Annotated in this window: 21 protein-coding genes; 14 read left to right on the top strand and 7 right to left on the bottom strand. The window is 40.6% G+C overall.

The features are described 5' to 3' along the window. Window positions 1–300 precede the first annotated feature (300 nt). Window positions 301–846 carry a DsrE family protein gene (locus FLL46_RS00895; RefSeq protein ID WP_142891533.1) on the bottom strand — a complete coding sequence of 182 codons (546 nt, stop codon included), beginning with the start codon at window positions 844–846 and terminating at the stop codon, window positions 301–303. A 218-nt stretch (window positions 847–1,064) separates the two neighbouring features. On the opposite strand from FLL46_RS00895, the gene FLL46_RS00890 reads away from it, so the two are divergent. Further along, a complete protein-coding gene (locus tag FLL46_RS00890; RefSeq protein WP_142891532.1) occupies window positions 1,065–1,496 on the top strand; it encodes a hypothetical protein in 432 nt (143 codons plus the stop codon). Between the two features lie 58 nt (window positions 1,497–1,554). Here FLL46_RS00890 and FLL46_RS00885 read toward each other — a convergent pair whose 3' ends face one another. Further along, window positions 1,555–2,172, bottom strand: coding sequence for a helix-turn-helix transcriptional regulator (locus FLL46_RS00885; protein WP_142891531.1), 618 nt, complete (start codon window positions 2,170–2,172; stop codon window positions 1,555–1,557). A 153-nt stretch (window positions 2,173–2,325) separates the two neighbouring features. Between FLL46_RS00885 and FLL46_RS00880 the strand changes: the two genes are divergently transcribed. From FLL46_RS00880 to FLL46_RS00870, 3 genes are read left to right on the top strand one after another with little or no spacing between them, the layout of a single operon-like run. Further along, window positions 2,326–2,973, top strand: a complete 648-nt coding sequence (locus FLL46_RS00880; RefSeq protein WP_210418559.1) for an NAD(P)H-dependent oxidoreductase — start codon at window positions 2,326–2,328, stop codon at window positions 2,971–2,973. 46 nt (window positions 2,974–3,019) lie between these two features. After that, window positions 3,020–3,397, top strand: a complete 378-nt coding sequence (locus FLL46_RS00875) for a VOC family protein (protein ID WP_142891530.1) — start codon at window positions 3,020–3,022, stop codon at window positions 3,395–3,397. 38 nt (window positions 3,398–3,435) lie between these two features. Then, window positions 3,436–3,852 carry a VOC family protein gene (locus FLL46_RS00870; RefSeq protein WP_142891529.1) on the top strand — a complete coding sequence of 139 codons (417 nt, stop codon included), beginning with the start codon at window positions 3,436–3,438 and terminating at the stop codon, window positions 3,850–3,852. 53 nt (window positions 3,853–3,905) lie between these two features. On the opposite strand, the gene FLL46_RS00865 is transcribed toward FLL46_RS00870, so the two are convergent. Further along, the gene (locus FLL46_RS00865; protein WP_142891528.1) at window positions 3,906–5,063 is read right to left on the bottom strand and encodes a serine hydrolase domain-containing protein; all 1,158 of its coding nucleotides are present in this window, start codon (window positions 5,061–5,063) and stop codon (window positions 3,906–3,908) included. 372 nt (window positions 5,064–5,435) lie between these two features. After that, the gene (locus FLL46_RS00860) at window positions 5,436–6,839 is read right to left on the bottom strand and encodes a PDZ domain-containing protein (protein ID WP_142891527.1); all 1,404 of its coding nucleotides are present in this window, start codon (window positions 6,837–6,839) and stop codon (window positions 5,436–5,438) included. Between the two features lie 50 nt (window positions 6,840–6,889). Between FLL46_RS00860 and FLL46_RS00855 the strand changes: the two genes are divergently transcribed. Beyond that, window positions 6,890–9,073, top strand: a complete 2,184-nt coding sequence (locus FLL46_RS00855) for a winged helix-turn-helix domain-containing protein (RefSeq protein ID WP_142891526.1) — start codon at window positions 6,890–6,892, stop codon at window positions 9,071–9,073. A 12-nt stretch (window positions 9,074–9,085) separates the two neighbouring features. Here FLL46_RS00855 and FLL46_RS00850 read toward each other — a convergent pair whose 3' ends face one another. After that, on the bottom strand, window positions 9,086–9,328 hold the full coding sequence (locus FLL46_RS00850) for a hypothetical protein (protein WP_142891525.1): 243 nt from the start codon (window positions 9,326–9,328) through the stop codon (window positions 9,086–9,088). Window positions 9,329–9,905: 577 nt separating this feature from the next. Between FLL46_RS00850 and FLL46_RS00845 the strand changes: the two genes are divergently transcribed. The 6 genes from FLL46_RS00845 to FLL46_RS00820 all read left to right on the top strand — a co-directional run bounded on the left by FLL46_RS00845 (window position 9,906) and on the right by FLL46_RS00820 (window position 16,372). After that, window positions 9,906–10,670 (top strand): hypothetical protein, encoded by a 765-nt coding sequence (locus FLL46_RS00845; RefSeq protein WP_142891524.1) that lies wholly within the window; start codon window positions 9,906–9,908, stop codon window positions 10,668–10,670. A 140-nt stretch (window positions 10,671–10,810) separates the two neighbouring features. Next, window positions 10,811–11,902 carry a sensor histidine kinase gene (locus FLL46_RS00840; protein WP_142891523.1) on the top strand — a complete coding sequence of 364 codons (1,092 nt, stop codon included), beginning with the start codon at window positions 10,811–10,813 and terminating at the stop codon, window positions 11,900–11,902. After that, window positions 11,895–12,662, top strand: coding sequence for a LytR/AlgR family response regulator transcription factor (locus FLL46_RS00835; RefSeq protein WP_210418558.1), 768 nt, complete (start codon window positions 11,895–11,897; stop codon window positions 12,660–12,662). The genes FLL46_RS00840 and FLL46_RS00835 overlap by 8 nt, the downstream gene beginning before the upstream one ends. A gap of 134 nt (window positions 12,663–12,796) precedes the next feature. Beyond that, a complete protein-coding gene (locus FLL46_RS00830) occupies window positions 12,797–13,939 on the top strand; it encodes an acyltransferase family protein (protein ID WP_142891521.1) in 1,143 nt (380 codons plus the stop codon). Window positions 13,940–14,247: 308 nt separating this feature from the next. After that, window positions 14,248–14,586 (top strand): PadR family transcriptional regulator, encoded by a 339-nt coding sequence (locus tag FLL46_RS00825; protein WP_142891520.1) that lies wholly within the window; start codon window positions 14,248–14,250, stop codon window positions 14,584–14,586. Beyond that, complete coding sequence (locus tag FLL46_RS00820) at window positions 14,579–16,372, top strand: PspC domain-containing protein (protein WP_168203983.1); 1,794 nt, start codon at window positions 14,579–14,581, stop codon at window positions 16,370–16,372. The genes FLL46_RS00825 and FLL46_RS00820 overlap by 8 nt, the downstream gene beginning before the upstream one ends. An 84-nt stretch (window positions 16,373–16,456) precedes the next feature. Here FLL46_RS00820 and FLL46_RS00815 read toward each other — a convergent pair whose 3' ends face one another. Beyond that, window positions 16,457–16,837, bottom strand: coding sequence for a hypothetical protein (locus FLL46_RS00815; RefSeq protein ID WP_142891518.1), 381 nt, complete (start codon window positions 16,835–16,837; stop codon window positions 16,457–16,459). Window positions 16,838–17,481: 644 nt separating this feature from the next. Here FLL46_RS00815 and FLL46_RS00810 point away from each other — a divergent pair. The 3 genes from FLL46_RS00810 to FLL46_RS00800 all read left to right on the top strand — a co-directional run bounded on the left by FLL46_RS00810 (window position 17,482) and on the right by FLL46_RS00800 (window position 20,475). Then, complete coding sequence (locus FLL46_RS00810) at window positions 17,482–19,206, top strand: ABC-F family ATP-binding cassette domain-containing protein (protein ID WP_142891517.1); 1,725 nt, start codon at window positions 17,482–17,484, stop codon at window positions 19,204–19,206. A gap of 58 nt (window positions 19,207–19,264) precedes the next feature. Then, the gene (locus FLL46_RS00805; RefSeq protein WP_142891516.1) at window positions 19,265–19,549 is read left to right on the top strand and encodes a hypothetical protein; all 285 of its coding nucleotides are present in this window, start codon (window positions 19,265–19,267) and stop codon (window positions 19,547–19,549) included. A 383-nt stretch (window positions 19,550–19,932) separates the two neighbouring features. Then, on the top strand, window positions 19,933–20,475 hold the full coding sequence (locus FLL46_RS00800) for a DinB family protein (protein ID WP_142891515.1): 543 nt from the start codon (window positions 19,933–19,935) through the stop codon (window positions 20,473–20,475). Window positions 20,476–20,495: 20 nt separating this feature from the next. Here FLL46_RS00800 and FLL46_RS00795 read toward each other — a convergent pair whose 3' ends face one another. Continuing rightward, entirely contained in the window at window positions 20,496–21,728 is a 1,233-nt protein-coding gene (locus FLL46_RS00795; RefSeq protein ID WP_142891514.1) for a M23 family metallopeptidase, read from the bottom strand. Window positions 21,729–21,759: the final 31 nt, after the last annotated feature.

Raw genomic sequence — 21,759 nt, 5'->3', positions numbered from 1 at the left:
AATTGTACGGTGTGATTATCAGTTTAACTATTCTAACCTCAAAAGAACTCAGGTGACTCTTATGGATATTAGAAATATCGAATTTTTCGTTACCTGAGAGGACTTTTATATACTCATAACCGTCAAAACGAAAAAGATCACGGCTAGTTCCAACCCAAATTAAGCCACTGTCATCTTACGCTAGTTTTCCAATCAATTTATGCGCTAACCGAAACTACGTCGAATTGCATCTCATTCAGATAACTACGAACAGCAACTTCACAGTAGAAGCAGTAAACCCCCCCTGTCAGCTTGCCCTTTCTAAAAAGGGTTCAGCGTGTAGCCTTCTTGTTGCAATAAAGCATGGGCTGTCATCGCCGATAGCGCCATCTCAACACCGCCAATGAGATCTTGATTATCAATCTGGTAATAGGCAGCTGATTGACCGCACAGAATGACTCTAACATTATGTGCCATTAGTTCTTTGAGCAATTGAGCGTTGGGATTTTCCTGACCAAACTTTTTCTTAAAAGCTTTTTCGTTCAAAAGCCCATTCCCGGCCTTGCTATGAACGACCAATGCAAGTTGTATATTCTCCGCAGCAACTCCCGCTCTAACATGCATATTCAGGAACCTTGCCAAACTATTAAATTTTCGATTGAGCGTAGTTTCATCTTCTACTTCAGCAACATCAAATACGACTTTAAAAGTCTGTTCTTTCGATAATGGATGAGTCAGCTTAACCTTTGCATTAGCGCCAAACTCTTTGAGTAAAGGACCAGTTCCGAAGCTATCACTGGAAAAGGCAAAGTTTGGAAAAGAAGCGATGATCAACAGTATTGCTGGAAAAAGTGATTGTCTTATCATTATTAGATTTTCCTTTGTGTTGCGTTAAGTAGTGCCCCGTCAGGTCAGTCAATTTATTACTATCGACGTCAAATTGTCAATCAGTCTTGGCGATTGTGCCTGATAGATCCCAACCTTTACAAATCTTTAAACTTTGGAGTCAACTTCTTTACAATCGATTGATTACAATTAGCGACATAATGACGTGATAAATCAGTTAATCAAGGAACTCTAATCGTATGAAACATTTTATCAGCCTGGTAATACTTACATTCCTCCTCGCTTTGAGTGAAACATCTCAGAGTATGGAGAATCAATCCCGGCAACTGGTAGATCGCATTAACCAGACAATCGAGCGGTTACAGTTAAGTGATGAACAAGTTAACCAGGTCAAACCAATTCTAGCGCAAAGTATCAAAACTAGAATGAACATTCTGAGTAAATATGGTATTGACCCCCACAACAGAACAAAGTCTGACGATAACCATTCCCCGGTAAAAAAGATCGGTTTTCGAAAAGCGAGACAATTGAGTAATGAACTCAGTAACGCACGAGAAAATACCCTTGCACAACTTTCTGAAATTCTATCGGATGCACAATTATCAGACTATAAAAAAATTCAAATAGAAGCTCGAGAAAACTTTAAGCAGCAGATGAAAAGTGCTCGATAAGCCGTCGGAGCCTTTAGCCCAAAACATCGTTAGCCTAAAACATCGTTAGCCCCAAAAATCATAATGGCGAGACTTTGTAAGCACAACGCCTCGCCCCTTCTACGATATGCTCTTCACGGCTGACCGAAGCAACATCCTCTAGCAATGCCTGAAACAAACTTAATTCTGAACGACAAAAATTCAAACAATGACTCGCCGCGGCACAGATTGGACAATGATCTTCAATCAACCAATAAAAGTCAGCTTCCTGAATGACTGTCGCCATATAGCCTTCTTCACTACGCAGCACCGCTAATACCTCTAGTTTGCTGAGTAAGTCTTTCTTATCTTTCATCGCCTCAAAGTAAAGTTTTTGAGATTCTCGCTCTCGATGTTCAATGAGTTGCTCCAGACCTGAATCGCCAAAAACTGTTTTGACTGAATCGATTAGCTGCAGCGTCAAGCCTTCATGACCATCGGCGAAGTGCACATTACTCTTCTCTGTTAATGACCAATAGCGCGTCGGCCTGCCACGAGGTGCTTTCTTATCTTCAAAAATAACTTCGCCGGATTGCTCAAGCGCCAGCATATGTTGGCGAACTCCCATAGTGGTTAAATCAAGCTCACCGGCCAGGGTTTTCGCCGTCAAGGCGCCTTGTTTTTTAAGTAGTTGGATAATTTTATCGCTCGTTTTCATCGCAGCCTCCCATGGCTATTATCTCTCACCTCACAATTAAGTAAAGTTTTTTATTTATTTAATACTTTACTTCATTAAGTAAATAGTTTACTTTACATAATAATTAGTAAACAAAATACTTTACTTAAATCAACGAAAGGGGGAAACATCACAATGGCAGTTACAATCGAACCATCAAATATGCGGCTACTGATTGTCAGCGGCAGCCAAAGAACACAGTCCCAAAGCGCTAAAGTCGCTCAGTATTTAGTTGAGAAAGCAAAAAATTATAAAGAAATCAATCATCTGGAGCTTTGTCGTTACAACATTCCATTTTGGGATGGAGAACAGGACAGTCAGCTTGATCCAAGCAGTGGTTGGCCGCTAATTAGCCAAAAAGTCAGTCGCGCCGACGCTCTTATTTTGATTACGCCAGAATGGGGTGGCATGGCCAGCCCTCTGTTGAAAAACTTTTTATTGATGTGCGACAAACAGGAAACGGCCCACAAACCGGCGTTGCTCGTCTCGGTAGTCAGCGGCATTAGCGGTGCTTACCCGATTGCAGAGCTACGCATGAATTCGCTCAAAAATAACAAGATTGTCGCGGTTCCCGATCACTTAATTATTCGAAATGTAAAAGAAGTGCTAAACCAGTGTGACAAAGGCGATGCGCAATTAACTCAGCGCGAAATTCATTTACGAGAACGAATCGACTACAGCCTGCACATGCTGCATCAATATAGCGCCGCATTGCAGGCGATTCGAATTCAACACCAATCTCAACCCTATCCGAAACAACAGGAATACAGCTATGGCATGTAGCCACTAACGGCTTGCGACCAAAACCAATAAAACAGGACAACAGACTATGAACTTAAATCAAGTAACACTTCCCGTTAACAACATGCCAGAAGCGACAGAATTTTACCGACGCCTCGGCTTTTTACAAATTGTCGATACACCACATTATGCAAGGTTTGAATGTCCCGGCGGCAGCAGTTTTTCACTTTCGCTAGAGAACGAAAAATTTCACAACGGCGCAATCATCTACTTCGAACACAAAGCACTCGATGAATGGGTAGAAAAACTCAAATCAAAAGGAATTAAATTTACTCAACTTCCCACTGATCAAACTTACCTTTGGCGTGAGGCGACGCTTTACGATCCTTCGGGTAACAAAATTAAACTTTTCTGGGCTGGAGAAAATCGACTTAACCCACCATGGCGTGTTGAAAAAAGCGAATAGAAAGCCGAACAAGTTGAAAACTAATCGAGGAGATTATCATGTTACATTTAGAACACTTAAACTTAGTTGTTAAAAATATTACCGAGTCAATTGCTTTCTATCAGGCTGCATTTCCTCACTGGAAAATACGCGGCGGTGGCGAAAATGACTGGTATGGCAAACCACGCAAATGGGTTCACTTTGGCGACGATTATCAATACCTTTCTTTAAACGACAACGGCGTTGATAAAAATAGAGATTTACAAGGTCATCAAGTTGGATTAGCTCATTTCGCTTATGTCACTAATGATATCGACGGCGTCATAAAGCGATTGCAAAATGCCGGCTTCGAGATCGCAATTGAGGGAGCTGATGATCCCTATCGAAAAAATGTTTATTTTATTGACCCAGATGGATACGAGGTTGAGTTTGTTGAGTATTTGAGTGATGATCCGAAGGAAAGGAATCGGTATTAATTAAGCTTATTTATATTTTACCCTCTCCCAGAGGGAGAGGGGGGCAAGTGCTTTTAGCTATTTTTTTCGCGGATCTTTTTTGTCATTTCTCGTACAATTTTCCAGGCATTTTTTTCTGCTTGTTTAATATTGCCATCATTTGAAGTCACCGCAATAACTACATCTAGCTCAGGAAAAAAAACTACCAACGCGTACCACATAGTATTCGAACCATTATGCCAGATAACAGGACCAGACATATCGCTATTTTGAACCACCCAGCCAAACGCGTAGTCATTAAGTTTAGCCGAGTGCAAATATTGATAAGTTGATTGTTTTAATAGTTTGCCTTTCCCCTTTTCGCCCTGTAGGTGTTCATTAGCATACGCTGCTAACTCTCTCAGCGTCATACGAATAGTTCCGGCAGGCCCCATAACGGGAGAGTTATCAGCTTCGGTCGAAACTGCTTTTGGCGAGCCGAATCCGAATAATCCTTTTTGATGTCCTCTAGGCTGCTCAAGTTCTTTATCGCCATCTTTCGGTGGACCAAAACCAGCCTGACTCAAAGCAAGGGGTTCAAATAAATTTTTTCTAATCAAAGATTCCCAGGATTTTCCTGTTTTCTGTTCGGCAAAGACACCTGCAATAGTAAAGCCTACATTTGAATAGAGAAACTGTTTTCCTGGCGTTAATTCGGGTGCTGACTTTAAAACATCTAACACTTGCGCTTTACGCACATCCATTCGCTCTTTTCCTTCTTCCGGCCAAAGCGTTTGAATGTCCATTGAAAAATTTCCTTTTACGCCCGAAGTATGCGTGAGAAATTGTTCTAAAGTAATATCATGCCATTTTTTGTGAATTTTATTCGCTTTAGTTTCCTTGGGGAAAATATCCTTAACGGATGTTTTCCAATTTAGTTTTCCGGTTTCTACCAATTGTGCAATCATAGTCGCCGTCATCGATTTTGTGATAGAACCAATATGCCATTGATCATCTGTTGTAATTTTTACACCACTATCAACCTTTCTTTCACCCGCGGTTGAAATCGCTAAAGTTTTATTGTCTTGCATAACGATAGCGCCCAAACCAACGAGTTTCGATTTGGCCTGAATTTCCGTCACAAGTTTATCTAGAGATTGTTGAGTGGAAAGATCGATTTCCGGCGAATCTGCTTTCGCACTGGTTGAAGTAACCCAGGAAAAAATCAAAAGTAGTAGTTGATATTTCATCATCAGTTATTAATGCCTTTAGCTAAAATTAAACACACTGGTTATAGATATCCATACAGCGTTATTCGCGACATTCTGTTTCACACTTTCTCATTTCACTATTTTATTTAAGTCGCTCTGCCTATGGCGACTTATTGGTAATGAAAAGTATGATTTGTCGATCTTATTCTGGCATAGACATTGATAGAAATCTCACTGATTCTTTATATTTATGTTGAACGGTCCAAATCCTATATAAGCGCTTTAAATTCCTGACCAATCCAAAAACTGCATTGTTGATTGCCCAGCATTGTTAATTGCCCAGCAATGATGAATTTAAAACGCTTCTCCATTCAACTTTAACTAAACTAACTTCCAAAATACCAATTTGTAAACTTACCGAACAATTGTAGTAGGCAACCATTTAGTAAATACCGCGTTCATTTTTTCCGGCACTGGTTTTGCGTCTTCAAACGCATAGGCTTGCTCTATAGTGTCGAACTGATAACCGCTATGGCCGATATTTTTCCCTTCAACAAAAGTGGCAGTGCCTGGTCGCCAACGATTGACCATATCAACGATTACTTTGTGTCCGTGCGCCGTTTCAAATTGATCGAACTCATTAAATACAACCAACACCGGTGCTTTCACATTCGCCCATGCTTTTAAAAAGTTATGCTGCGCTGCTTGTTGATGCCAGGCAAAAGGACGACCATATTGGTTGGAAGCGGCAAGACCTCGAATACTATTACGCACAACTTTCATGTCCGCCGAGTCCTTAGCGATATCATCGGGCATCCGACCTTTGATCAAATACTCGGTATAAAACAGGGTTCGATTGTATATTTCGTTGTGGATAGACTCAGGTTTTACTTCCGGGCGACGCTCCAGGTAAATCCGCTCAAATGCTAGCATTCGTTCAAGATAGGTCACTCCACCGCCACCTTGCACCATAACCCCGGCAACCGGGATCCCTTCTTTCATCAACTTTTCAGCTAACAGTGGTGCCACCGTCGAGCCAAGGCTAGAACCATAAATAACAATATTTTTGGTATCCACAAGACGATGATGTCTAAGCTGTTTAAAGGCCTGGTAGTAATGCTCTAGCTCTGTGTTGTAATCTAACTCATGGCATTCAGCGCCCTCGCTGTCACCATCGGAGCTTCGCTCTACCCTTATCAGCGTTCGCTTTGCTTCAACAATCAAATGAGAAAAGACGGCATCGCTAACACCTCGTCCACGATATTCCAGCGAACCGCATGAAACCCACTGTACAAAAAATATCGCCGGCCTTTTGCTCTTGACGCCTGCAGGCACCGAAACAATCGTTCTGAGTCTGGCGTCATCAGCAACATTAACGACATCATAATAGCTATCTGCGCCGGGAATGGCTTCCAGCGGGCGAGCTTCTGCGACAAATTTAATCGTTTTAGTTCTATTTCCCCGACTTACTTTTAAATTGAGCTTGCTCCCACCAACAAGATTTCTTAGTAATTTTTTCCCATCAAAAGCGGATGTGACCGCTTTGCCGTTAATATCCAGAATTTGTGAACCTTTTACTAACCCTGCTTTTTCAGCCGCAGACTGTTTACTAACAGACGATACCAATAGTTGGTTATTTTTCACTTGAACCCGAAATCCGGGCGATGCTTTACGCACTAAATCGCCGCTAACAAACGATTCGGCGTAAACACTGGACATTGTCAGGCAAAACAATAAAGCTATAAGGTAAGAATGAATGAAACGCATCAGTTTTTCCCATGTTGTGAAATGTCCACCAACAATAGGAAAAATACGCATCCATCATCCCGAGGAAAAACCGATTTTTTTCTGATGAAATAGAGAGACACATGCTAAACACAGTAGTGACGCTGGATACAGGCGAACATCAAGAATTTGCTATTGGCCCTTGCCGCGTGTCGATAAAAGACCACACAATCATCTACCAAAAGGCTTCGCTCCGATTGGAACCTAAAGTCATTCAGGTACTCTACCTGTTATCTCAAAACGAAAACCAAATTGTCTCGCGTCAGCAACTCATTGAAACAGTATGGCAAGGTCGCGCGGTAACTGATGATGCGGTGACCCGATGTATTTCTATTTTGCGCAAATCATTCTCACAATCGCTTAATGCGCCGCTCTCCATTGAAACTGTCGCTAAGAGCGGTTATCGACTAATTGTCGAAAAACCATCGCCCGAGAAAAATATTTGGAGTCAACTTAAGAACACCTACCTGATTTCAGGCGTAGGTCTAGCCCTTTTTGCCGGCGTAATCGGAATGATTATTTGGCAGTCACGGCCTCAGGTATCCCCCGGCTATCAGCGCGAAGCTTTCGCGGTTAGTGAGCATAAAGAAAGGTACCCCAATTACAGTCGTGATGGAAAAATGATGACCTATTCTGTATCTACGCCGCCAAACGGCATGGCTGTTGTCATCCGGCAACCGGCGACGAATGGTTATCTTCAGCTCACTTCTGGAAAATATTACGATCACCAACCGGTATTTTCTCCCGATCAAAATTACGTCGCATTTGCGCGAATCAATCAGCATCGGCAATGTGAAATACGTAGAATTCCAGTTATCGGTGGCCAGGATAATCTGGTTGGCCGGTGCGGCAACTGGGGCGTTGCCGATCTCGAATGGAGTTTAGACGGAAAACAGCTGATATTCGTGGATAAAACCGAACCTCTGAAGCCAGGCCGTCTAACTCAACTCAACCTTGACAACGGTTCAAAAATCGAATTGTTCGCCAATCATTTTGATATTGCAACCGGTGAAATTACGATTTCTTCTCAGGTTCCCGACAAACAAACCGACCTGGGCATTGACGACTTAGCAATTAGCCGAGATGGCAAAACAATGGCGATTGCCGTCAGTTTCGCCCTGGGCGTTGAAGATATTTTTATTGGTCCCATTTCTGGAGAAGGTCCGTGGAAACGAGTCACCCGCGACAACACAAAAGTTCATGGAATATCCTGGGCAAATGATAATCAAACTTTATTTTATACTTCCAACCGTCTGGGTCCCTTCCAACTTTGGCAAATTGACGTTGATAACCACAAGCCAACGCTGATTTCCGACGCCTGGTTGGGGGGAGATGCACTTTCCGTTCAGGTTGACGGCGCGATCGCAATAGAGCGCTGGACTGAAAATAGCGCTGTTTACAATCAATCACTCAATACCGATGAACAACAAATTCTGATTAGCGACAAGGGAGTCAACTGGGATCTTCAACCTGCGCCGGACGGTAGCGCGCGAGCTTTTGTGTCCGATCGTAGCGGCTCTGCAGAAATCTGGTTTGAGAAACACAATCAGTTAACCCAAATGACTCAGTTTAACGGTCCCTGGGTGATGACGCCACGTTGGTCACCCAACTCGAAATATTTATCATTTATGGCACCAATAGATGGAAAGTTTTCGCTTTATTTGATCGATGTAGAAAAGAACACCGTGAAACAGGTTCAGACTGACAAGTCAGTCTTTTCTCCGCAATGGTCTTCGGATAGTCAAAGTATCATTTTTGGCTATCGTTTTGACAAATCAATCGCGACAAATAAACAAAATCAAAAAGATACACAGACAGATAAAAGCCAATCCGGTCGTTGGCAAATCGCCCGTTACGATATGAAAACCGGGCAACTCTCTCAGTTAACTCATCATGGCGCGAAAACTGCGCAGTTTTCAGATAATGATCAAGTGTTATATTTTACTAAATCAGGAGAAGCAGGATTATGGCGAATAAGAATATCAACGCCAAACATTGAAGAAAAAGTTTTGTCCGACTTAGCGCCGGTTGACTGGAATAACTGGCGACTTACCTCGGAATATATTTACTGGGTTAAAAGAAATCCTGGACAAGCGCCTTTATTGACGAAAACTTCAATACATACTGGAAAACACCAAACACTCACTGAACTCAATAATTTTATTTATTTTTCCGGTTTCTGGATCGACGAGCAAGCCCAATCGATCTGGTATGCAGGCGAAACCCGCGCAGACGCAGATATTGATGTTTTGATCCCATCAAGCTGAACCTATAAAGGGTTAATCAATTGGGCAATGATCTCCAACACAAACTCGATTCCAGAAAAGCGCCCTGATACCAAACGCTGCCCCAACGATACCCAACAAGAGAGAAAGCCATAAAGATGCTGCCTCAGAACCACCAAATGCCCTTACTGCGTTCTCAACACCACCAGCAGGATTTCCCAGATACCACTGATACAACATTAGCGTACTTGCAACAAGACAAATCGCGCCAATAATTTTTGCATAATACTTTTGCATTCTTCTATTCAACTCTCACTCAAACTAACACCTTGATTAGTTTACCTAGTCTTGACCCTACGAAATTTATTACATACAAAATTTCACCGGTTCTTAGCGAGGTGAAAACATACCAGGTAAATTGCTATCCGACTTTTGTTTTTTTTAATTTTTGTCCCTGTTTGATTGCATTCCGAGAAAAAGATCAAAAATAGACACCCAATGAATTTTATATTTAAAATCAACCAGTTAAGTATTAACAATTAAAAATAGCCATTACGACTTAGTCAATTATGCTCGCTGAAAAGCTTATAATGATCATCGATTTTCAGGGTGTCTGGTTTTACTTGAATCAACGAGTCAGGATGACGCGTTATATCCAGCCCCAAGCTAACACTCAATATCCCACTAATCATGTAAATAAGTTCTGATAAGACGGTCAAAAAGTCGGTAGCCACGATCTAGTATCAATAAATTTCAATACTCAATTAAACCTACGTCATAGCCTAACAATTGAAAACGCGCTACCATTCACCTGTGGGCGAGATACACCTGTATACTTCGCCAGGTAAATTTTTTAGATTGATAGATTCACTTTATGAGTAATAGAGAAACAACGCAAAACCAAGAGCCCGATGACTCCATGCCAACCATCGTTCCTGAAAAGGACGATTTGCACTACTATCATCGCCGCCAACAAAGCGCTCCAAATCAAACGGGAACAGCATCGGCTAATACGTCAGGAAAATCGTCTTCCCTCACTCAGTGGCTACTTTTAGTATTGATAATCGCGTGTGGCGGTGCCTGCTACTGGCTGTTTTCGCAATCTCAAGCTCAACACACAACATTGATTGAAGCCCAGAAGCGCATAACCGAACTGGAACAGCGCTTATCTACAACCGGCGAAGAAATGGACCAGTCAGCCGTGGCGTTGCAGGTTAAAGTTTCAGAATTAAGTAAAAAAGCCGACGAGTTATGGGTTCAGATGGATAAACTTTGGGCTTCAGCCTGGCGAAAAAATCAGTCGGAAATCAAAGCGTTAGTTGAACAAACCAGTCAAACCAAGCAAGCGCTCTCAGACAAGACGACCAATATTGAAAAAGAAATGGTGACCACATCAATTAACCTGGAAGTGTTAAAAGAGCAATTGGATATCCAACAAACTTCTGCAACTCAATTAAGTGAATCACTGGCCAAAACTGAAGCATCTTCTATCGAATCACAAAAACAAATTACCAGCTTAGAAAAAAAGCTCAGCTCGGTGCTTAAAGAGAATCAAAAACTAGCGGCGAAAATTAAAATACTTGAAGCTCAACTGAAAGCACAAGTTCAGACCAAAAGTGCGAGTCCTAATCCGTTATAGCTGAAGAATACGACTCTTTTTTATATCAGGAACTTATCCTATAAAATAGCTTGAGTAACTAATTTAATAGTGAAACTAAAGGCAAACTTCTACTAGTTAGCCTGAATGATCACCAGTTTTATCAATACTTGAGAAACTGAATGTTTGCATACTATAAGTTAACATCAGGTCAATATTTATTTTGGTTTGTAATCTGGAGCATACTTGCCGTAATCATGGCGCAAACCGAAATAGCTGACTCATCTCGTGGGGGATTTAGTGGATTTGCATGGGAACCCTGGTGTTGGGCATTCTCAGCAGCTTATGCCTATGCCCTTCTCACGCCGATCATTGTTTACTGGTGTCATCGCTGGCCAATCGAATCAAACGTAATTGTAAAAACAGCAATACGACTTATTTTTCTCTACTTTCCGATCGCATTATTGTTCATCACCTTAATGCTTGGATTTCGACACCTGACATATTGGGTCTTACTCGATAAACCTTACAATACAGGTGATATCGTAACACGTTACATCTACGAATTTCCCAAGAGTCTATCGTTATTTTTTGTTGTCGTATTTATTACTTACACCCGAATCTTTCAACGTAAGGCGCAAGCTGAACAACTGAACGTAACGCGATTGCATGGCCAACTGATGGAGTCAAGGCTCGAATCTCTGCAGAACCAACTCAACCCCCACTTTCTTTTCAATACTTTGAATTTGATATCCAGCACCATGTATCAAAGTGTCGATAAAGCAGATTCGATAATCTCTCGACTTGGGGATATCCTACGTTATTCTCTGACAACACAACATAAAACATTTGTTACTTTACAAGAAGAGTTGGAGGCAATGCAGTCGTTCATTGAAATCGCTGAGTTGCGCTTCGGCGACCGTTTTTCAGCAAGCTTTGACGTAGCCGATGAAGCTCGTAATGCTATGATTCCAGCGATGTTATTACAACCAATACTGGAGAACGCGTTTAAATACGGCATAGAGCCCGCAGATAATGGAGGAACAATTGTTGTTACTGCCAGTATCAAGCAAGGACGCCTGATCCTCTGCATTCTTAATTCTGTGCATGCAACCAATATTACAACAGAGTCCTTTGGTATTGGATTGAATAACACCCGAAAGCGATTGCAGTTTCTTTATGAAGGAAAAGGAGAACTCACGTTAACATCCATTGATCGAAGTCGAGTTGAATTGAAAGTATCCATACCTTTTGAGCGACTTAGTGATGAGTGATAAGTTTAAAGTTATTATCGTTGACGATGAACAACCTGCTCGTGAAAAACTAGCGCTGTTTCTTCAAGGTGAAGACGACTTTCAGCTGGTGGGAGAGGCATGCAACGGTATTGAAGCATTGGACCTGGTTGACCGACTTGATGTCGATTTGATTTTCCTCGATATCCAGATGCCCCAATTGGACGGTATGGCCGTCGCCAGTAACCTGGAAACCCATCCAGACATCCGCATAATATTTATTACTGGTTTTAATGAATTTGCTATTAAAGCTTTCGAACTTAACGCTGTAGACTATTTACTGAAACCTTACGATAAATTACGTTTGCAAAAAACCTTGGAGCGAGTTCGTGAACAAAAATTATCAACACCTTCTTATTCACTCCCCAGGTTAGTGGAAGATTATCGACGTGAGCAAGTTTATCCAGAGCAATTACTATTTAAGACGGAATCGGGTATTCAGGTCGCAAAAGTTGCCGATATTGAGTGGATTGAATCATCAGGTAACTACATTAAAGTATGTTTATCAAATAATGCTTATATCGCTCGTCAAACACTTACCTGTGTTCAAAGTCAGCTAGCGCCTGATAGATTCGTTCGCACTCATCGTTCCTTCGTGGTTAACTTGTCACATATTGCTCGAGTGCGCCCATTGTCAAAAGGTGATCAAATAATTTTTCTTAATAGCGGCGTAGAACTCAAACTCTCGCGTAATTATAAGGAACAATTTTTCCAACTTTTTGCTAATAGCGACTCCCGATAGTTTGACAGACGAAATACTTCATTCGCTAGTTGTCCATCTCATCCTCATCAGAACCCATCTTATCCCACGGCTCTATTCTAAGTTCATTTGTCCACATACTATAACCCCGACTTGAACATGATTTGGAGGTTTATATGAATAAAGACAGACTGCATGAGCTGGACTGGCTAAGAGTATTGGCATTTTTGCTACTGATTTTTTTTCACGCCGGTATGCCATTTGTTACCTTTGGTTGGCATATTAAAAACGCAGAAACCAGCACTTCGCTCAGTTACTTGTGGTCATTTTTTCATAATTGGCGACTGCCCTTGTTGTTTATGGTTTCTGGCGCCGGAATCTGGTTCGCAATGGGAGAGCGTAATGGTTGGGGATTCTTAAAGGAACGTAGCTTGCGCTTGTTGCTCCCTTTAATTTTCGGCGTTCTCGTGATAGTTCCGCCACAGGTTTACCTGGAACGTCTAGCACAGGGAGCAACTTTTGATTCTTACCTCGATTTTTATCCTCACTTTTTTGATGGCCACTTTCTCAACGGCGGCAATTTCACACCAAACCATCTTTGGTTTATTGCCTCATTGTTTTACTACTGTATCGTAGGACTGCCTTTGTTTTTATTCTTTCGCTCACCCCTCGGTATTAAAGTGCTCGATAAGTTAGCCATTCAGCTGAGCAAAAGCTGGGGAATTTATTTAACAACAATTCCTTTGTATTTTGCGCTGACTGTTTTAAAACCTTATGATTTAGAATACGTTTTCGAATTTTATCAGCTAGTATTGGTCATCATTGGGTTTCTTATTGTTTCACGGCGTTCGATCTGGGAAACAATAGAAGCGATTCGCTTTCGCTCACTTTTTATTTCAGTCGTTGGAATTAGCTGCGCTACGTATATTCGATATAGCGAATCGAATTATGCTGACTGGATTTATTTTATTCCTAATGTTATTGGCTATTTTTCATTATTGCTGACTTTCTTCGGGTACGGCCGTTATTATCTGAATAAAAATAATAAATTTCTTCTATATACTAATGAAGCGGTTTACCCGTTTTATATATTGCATCAAACAATTACCGTGATACTGGCGTATTTTATCGTTCAGTGGGACATAAACTTATGGATAAAGTTTACGCTGACGACTACTGGAACTGCAGTATTAACCTTAGGCCTCTACCATTTAGCTATTCGCCCACATAATTGGGTCCGCCCTTTCTTTGGCTTAAAACAAAAGTCGTCAAATAAAAAAGAAATGGAGTCTGTTAGTCAGGTAAATCTATCGCATTAACATAACACCTAAGCGAACTGGACATAGCCAGTTCGCGAAGCAACAAGAAAACTAAAGAAAACAGACACCCCGAATTTAATCATTTAAAAATCAAATAGTTAAATCGAAAAAACTAACAAATAAATAACTTACCTCATCGATAATTTGGCTTAAAACGTGAATAGCGAATCTTAACTTTCAGGGTGTCTGGTTTTATCGCCTTGTCTTATCGTGAGTATTTCTGAATTTACCGTCTCCCAAATTCAAACATAAACTTTTTGTCGCACAGTACCTTGCATAACAAGGTAGCATGTAATATAGTTATTTCCATGGACGCTAAAAATACTATTTCTCAAATGCGCCGTGGCATTCTGGAGTTCTGCATTGTCAGCTTACTTGCTGATCAGGAAATCTATACCGCAGAACTAATCAGTCGCCTGAAGGCTGCCAATCTTATCGTGACGGACGGGACACTTTACCCGTTATTGAATCGCCTACAGAAAACAGAACTACTCCAGTATCGCTGGGAAGAATCTGATTCTGGGCCGCCACGAAAATATTACTCACTCACCGAAGCCGGTGCAGATTACCTGCAAGCGTTGGAAACAGCGTGGCAAGATATCACCGAGTCGGTTCATTCTATTCTTAGAGGCAACAACAGTGAATAAAGTCGTCAGTATAGAAATCGCAAGTCAGGTTTTCTGGATAGATGAAGAAGCCTACGAAATATTAAAGTCATACCTGCAAAAAATAAAACAGCAACTGGTTGATGACGAATGCGCCGATGACATCTACACAGATATTGAGCTGCGTATCGCCGAGCTTTTATTCGAACTCAAATCTGATGAAAAAAAGGCTGTGACATTAGCTCAATTAGACGAAGTCATCGAGCAAGTCGGGTTTATTGATAGTGAATCAAGCGATGAAACGATTCCTCGAAAAAGTTATCGCGATCCGCAAAATAAAATTCTAGGTGGGGTTTGCGCTGGCCTGGCAACTCGTCTGGGTGTACCTGCTTTTATTCTGCGTTTAATTTTTATTTCTCTGACAGCTTTATTTGGTTTAGGCGTTGTTCTTTACCTGATATTCTGGATTTCATTAGATACCAGCAGCAATCGAACCTCAGGACTAGCCGCACAAGGCAAAGCACAAACCGCTAAACAAATTGCAACTTTTGAAGCACCGAAAGAAAGTCCACTAATTCAGCTACAAAGAATTATTTTCTTGCCAATTAGCATCATCGGCACCTTATTAACCGTTATCGGAAGCCACTTGAAACGCCGACGTAAAGGCTATGTTTTTATCATGAAAAACATCATTGGTATTGTATTGCTTCTATTAACTTTATTGTTTAGCGTTGGTTTATTTGAATTTAACCAAAGCCGATTATTCTACCGTACAATATCGTGGCTGCTTAGTGCCGCTGCAATATATTTAGTGATGCTTATTTTGTTCATTTACTTTAAAGATTATTATCTGGCAAAACCTGAATTCAAAACAGTGAAAACAAAAATAGATAAAAGACTAAAAATCGGCGCTGCGATATCCATTGTAATGATAATATCTGCAATCAGTTTTCTTCACTACTCTCACTTAAAACATGAGTCGAAGTTGGTTGAAAAAAGCTTCGTACTAAACAGCGGAGAGTTGGATATCGAATTCAAAGAGCACGATAAATTAGAAAAATTTGTTGAACATGTGAGCTTCGACGTTAAAACCCACGATATGAGCAATAATCGGGTTAACCTGTATATTCAATATTTCAGTTCCGGAAAAAATCATGAAAATGCGGTAGAAAACATCCAGTCAATTAACTATTTTTATACTTATGAGAATGGCACACTAAAGCTGGACGAATTTTGGACGCTCAAAGAAGATCTGCTGTTTCGAGGGCAGCATATCAGTGTAACAATCGAAGTCCCTCAAAATATTATGGTAACCAGCTCTCTACCTTTACAGGTTAGATTGTACAACCATTCATACCAGTATTTCGCAAGGCACTACAAAAAATGGTCAGATAAATCTGAAAATACAACTTACCTTTCCCATGGTCAGTACTTACATGAGTTTGGCGAAGATTTCAGAAACAAGCTAAGCGAAAATGAAAGAGAGATATTAAACGACAAATTTTGCGAAGAGTTTTTTATCAGTGAATCCTGGGGATGCGTCTACAACATCAATTGGCCAGTCTCTGAAAATAGCCGATTTGATCGTGCGTTTCAAAACGATATCGAGCGTATTAATCAAATTCGCGAGTACCTGTTACCGGACAGAAGCCTTTTTGTGAGCAGTCTAACCGATATTAACTCACTGGTTAGCGAACTCAGTATCGAATATCCTGTGAAAAGTAAATTTCAAGAATACGTTGAACACTTACTTAAGGTTAAGTCTACCGCTAGCCCGGTTCTTCCAGCAAAATTGCAAATGAGTGCTGAAATAGAAACATATCGATAACAATCAATTTGTCGATCCCCGTTAACCGCCAATAGCATTTTTAGAGAGACTACTTTTAATAATCTCTTGTTGGCGGTTACTTTTTCAAGTCTGCTGAGATTTCTCTCGCATTATTGCCACAGTCGAAAAAAATACGGCTAACAGCCAGAGTAAAGGACCCATTGCGCCAGGGAAGAGGGGTAAATAACCAGGCAACAAGATGGTGACAATAAAACCAATATCCCCTGCACTGACAACAACTAAATTCATCCAATAACCAACTTTACTATTGTTCCAGTTGTACGCTACCGATACAACCATGCCGAAGAGCGCAAAAAAGAGCAGATTCCATGCGTCCTGAAATACTCGCCCCTGAACCATTCCTTGCTCAAGTGTTTGACCTAGAGCATAAACTTTATATGCGGCAACGATATGCAATAATCCCCACACAAAATAAAGTACCGCACCAATTCGAGCAAAAATCATGTTCTCACCTTTCTACCCATTAGAGACAAACAAATATTATTTTAATTTATCCAAATCAGCAACAATTTGAACTCGCCGGGGAGAGTCTACAACCCGGAGCCCTTCTTCAATTCGGCAATGACTACCAATAACACCTAGCATAACAATTGGAGTTAAAATCGCTACCGGTACAGTAATAAGTTCCACCTACAAATCTAGTCAATCAGGTAAACAATCACAATTTTATACATTTTAGTTATTTGAAATCGAACGTAAATCTGTTGAAATAGCTCACACAATGGAAAGCATAAGGCCGACCTGACAAATATCTATAAGGAGGAATTCACTGATGAAATTGAGCCAATTAGCTTTTGCTCGCTACCTTTCTAATCTACGCATTCAGTCCGCTGTTAACTAACGCGATGAATTTCGGACTGAATGATTAGAAAGATTCTTCAATATTGAAGAAAAACAACAGGTTGCCACCAGTGCGACTGATACCTTCGATCTCAGGAAACTAATAATCAAGAATCGATTTGCTTATTTTCGAATTTATTAGTGAAACCTGCCAATTGCTGAGTATTCATCTGCGTTATTCCATCGGCTTCAGCCGAATTTGAATAACCTGCAGGACCGATTCCTGCCAAAATGAAAAGATGAATACAATGAATGCTTTAATCCAACTAATTAATATTTCTTTTGCCCACGGTGAAAAACAACTTTTTGACCAACTTAGTTTAGTCATTAATGCTAAGCAGAAAATAGGCTTAGTCGGCCATAACGGATGCGGCAAAAGTACCCTATTTTCCTTAATTACCAATAGCCTTCAGGTTGATTCTGGCGAAGTGAGAAAAGCCAGACATGTTAAAATTGGTCATGTCGATCAATTTGTCCCTGAGAAGTTTATGAATTCGAGTGCAGTCGACATGGTCGTTTCTGCTTTGCCAACAGAAGAACAAACGTGTAGCCGCTGGCGAGCCGAAAGCCACTTAATGAGTCTTGGTTTCAACCACACTCAGATGAATCAAACTATTCAGTCAATGAGTGGTGGGCAACAAAATTTAGTACTCATCGCCAGGGCACTAATCAATGAGCCCGATGTATTGCTGATGGATGAACCCGGAAACCACATGGACATCAAAGCGATGTTGACGTTAGAAAGTTATCTTAAAAATGAGTGTAAATGTGCTGTGATGATGATTTCTCACGACGCGCAATTACTTGATAGCATTTGTGACAAAACCGTTTTCATTCGTGATCAAAAAAGCTATGAATTTGAGCTAGCCTATTCTAACGCGAAGGCAGCACTAGAAAAAATGGATCAAGATGCCGAGAAAAGGAGGCTGATTGAAGAGAAGGAAATTGATCGGCTACAAAAGACAGCTAAAAGACTAGCAGTCTGGGGACACCAATATGATAACGAAGACTTGTCGAGAAAATCTAAATCAATTTTAAAGCGTGTTGAAAAACTAGAAGCTGACAAAACCTTCGTAACTCAGGGCTCAGCGTTAAAACTCACTTTAAATGATCAAAGTTTGGCCGCCAAGCAAGTGTTAGCAATCGACGACTTTACGGTAATGATTCCAACTATAAAAAAAGCGCTTTATGAAATTGAAGCTATTTCGATCAAACCTGGTGACCGAGTCGCGCTTTTAGGTGAAAATGGGTGTGGCAAGTCGACTTTGTTGAATATTCTTCAGCAGCAATTTGCCAAAGAACGAAGTCTGGATGAAAAAATACGTTTTAACCCAAGGACCGAACTTGGTTTCTATGAACAAGAGCTTGAACAATTGCAAAGTAAGGAATCTCGCCTCGACTGGCTGAGGCGAAATACTCATGCAAATGAAGAGGAGTTAAAAAGAACACTGATTAACGCGGGCATTAGATTTCGAGAGTTTGATCGCGAAGTAAAGAGCCTGAGTGGCGGAGAAAAAGCGCGATTAATGTTTATGTCTTTCTCACTTAATCAGCCAAACTTATTAATCTTGGATGAGCCAACTAATCATATCGATTTACAAGGCAAAGAAGAATTAACCGAGCAGCTGATGACTTCTGGAGCAACGCTACTAATCACTAGTCACGATCGTCAATTTCTCAACAACATTGCAACGAGATGGTTTTGTATTCAGGATAAAAAGCTCATTGAGCTGCCGGAACCTGATGAGTTTTATGAGCAATTGCTTTTGAGGGCGAATAACCACCTGGACCTGGAGCAACCCAACGAGGTTGAGATAATGGAAGCCGCCAAGAACGAAGATATCTTGATCAGAATTGAGCTATTAGAAAAAAAGCTGGCAGAAGACCAAAAAAGAAAGCCAAAGTTCCAAAAGCCCAAATTGCAACAAGAATGGAAAGTTGAGCTTGAAGAACTCTGGAACCAGATAAAATGAAAATACGCTAACATTGTACCGCAACCTATAGACGAACAACTTTTAACTTAGAGGAAAAATGAAAAAACTAGACAGAGAAAACATCATCGAAACCAGCTGGGAAATTCATGCTCAAGTGGAGTCTCACTATCTTTCGTTAAGTGCAAAAAAAGGCGACGAAGAATGGTTAGAAAAGCAGAGAGTATTATTAGCCGATATGGCTTTGCATTTATTGCAAACGGCATTGAATCCAGAAGAGATAGAATTGGATAAGTTGAGAAATAATATTAACTCGATATTAGTTATATGCGATCAGTTTTTACCTGAGGCCAAGTTAAAAGAGTCAGCTGATAAGCTGTTTTGATCTGATTTGTATCAGTTAATACTCAAACTGACAATGTAAAAGACTTCTACCTCTCCCTAGCCCTCTCCTTCAAAGGAGAGGGGAAAAGACTACCGCTCCAGATAATCAACTCCTCAATACAACTGCCGGAACTCGTTGAACTTAAAGTTCTGGAGTTTCTTTTTTAGTATGATTCAGTGCAAATTGTTAATTATTAGCGTTTTTTCGTTTGTGCTTATTTTTTCGACTTTTATCAATGAACTAAACTAATGGCTAACAATTAAATTAACAGCTCTCACAATCCAGTCAACACCGTTAAATTGCAAATAACTAAATAAGCTTTAAACTGAGGTAGCTTAAAGATACGATATACAACACAAACTGAAGTTTTACAGGTAAAAAATATGAGTTTAACAAATAATTTCAAAATGTTGTCGCTATATAATCAGCGAATTAACAATCAACTATTGGACTGTTGTTTTTCTCTGCCAAATGAATTACTTGTAAAGGAAACTCACTCTTTCTTCTCCAATATTATCAGTTATTGGAATCATATACTCTTTGGCGATCTGATCATATCTGGGCGACTCGCGAAAAACCAAATAGCCGGGCTATCTCTTGAAGATTTAGCTGGTTTCCCAATACCAAAATCGCCGAATGATATTTACTACCATAACCTGGAAGCAATTTCGGAGTTAAGAAAAAAAGTTGATCGCGTGATCATTAATTACTGTGAGAATTTAGTTGATACGGATTGTGAAAGAAAAATAACGTATCAAACCACCGAAGGTAAATCCTTCACAAAGTCAGTTGCCGAGCTAACTCAGCATTTATTTAATCACCAGACTCACCACCGCGGCCAGCTAACCTGCATACTCAGTCAGTTTGGCGCAGATTATGGTTGCATGGATTTGCCGGTAATCGTTCCTGAGGGCAGTCAAGTGTAGTTTAGTATTAAAGTGCAGTATTAAGGTGCAATATTAAACTGTTGAATACTCCTGATGTATTCCTTAAATTCCTTCAACTGGTGTTTATTTAAGCTAACTTGATGCTTTTGCTTAACTGAGATCGGATTAATCGCTTTACCATTTTTATGAATTTCATAGTGCAAATGCCTTCCCGCGGTCAATCCAGTGCTTCCTAAAAAACCAATGACTTCTCCTTGTCGTAAACGAACGCCTTTTTTAATACCTCGACGAATTTTTTTCATATGTGCGTACAATGTCTGATAACCATGTAGATGCTGGATTTTTACAAAGTTTCCGAATGAATTAGACCAACCGGCCTGAATCACTTTCCCCTTTCCAGCAGCAATTATCGGCGTACCTAGCGGCGCGCCGAAGTCCAAGCCTTTATGCATACGCGTATACCCTAAAACCGGATGCTTTCTTTTGCCATAGTGAGATGAAAGTACACCACCTTTCACCGGCGTTTTGATGAGAAAACTCCCGACTAAATAACCCGATTCGTCATAATAATTCGCCTCTCCATCAATTTCATATCGGTAGAGCCGAACAGTTTCATTACGCACCTTAATTTCAGCGTACTCAATAAAGCCGGCCTTTATGGCACCTGGATTCGATTGCAATGATTGCGTGCTATAGACCAGCGCAAAATAGTCTTTAGCTTTCAAATCTCTTTGAAAGTCGACAAAGTGTGACATCAGGGAAACATATTGGTGGAAGATAGAAAGCGGAATTTCTGCTTGCAGAAAACTTTCATACAAACTACTCTCTACTCGACCCTGAGTCGCCGATTGAACGCTGATGGTTGCCAGCCTCTCAACAGATGCCTGCCATTGGTTATTTTTACGCGCAAGATTGAGTTTTTTATCAAAGTCAAAATTCATGGATAACGATAAAATACGGTTCTCGCTAAGTAAAATTTCGAAGCTTTGTCCAACCTGAAGTTTAGCCGGTTGTAAGTAAGGTGTCATCGACTTGGAAATTTGATAAACCTCGCGCTCATCAACACCAAAACTCGATAGTAACTGCGTTAAAGTTTGTTTCGGTTTAAGCTGAAGTCGATGGTGTTTAATTGACTCAACAGTAGACCAAAAAGTCGCGTCAGATTTACTCGAAAAATGTCGCTTCGCACATAGCTCGGTTTCGTGACTATCAGTAGAAAAAACTAAATGCGAATTTTGAATATTAGAACTGTACAATCCGCTAAGCAAATTAACTAAAATTATCAAATTCATGGAATAGCCATTTTTTTAAGGCGCACGCTTT

The organism is Aliikangiella coralliicola (assembly GCF_007004725.1).
GTDB lineage: Bacteria > Pseudomonadota > Gammaproteobacteria > Enterobacterales > Kangiellaceae > Aliikangiella > Aliikangiella coralliicola.
Note: the sequence above shows the minus strand (reverse complement) of the source record. Positions and strands in the feature narration are given on the sequence as shown.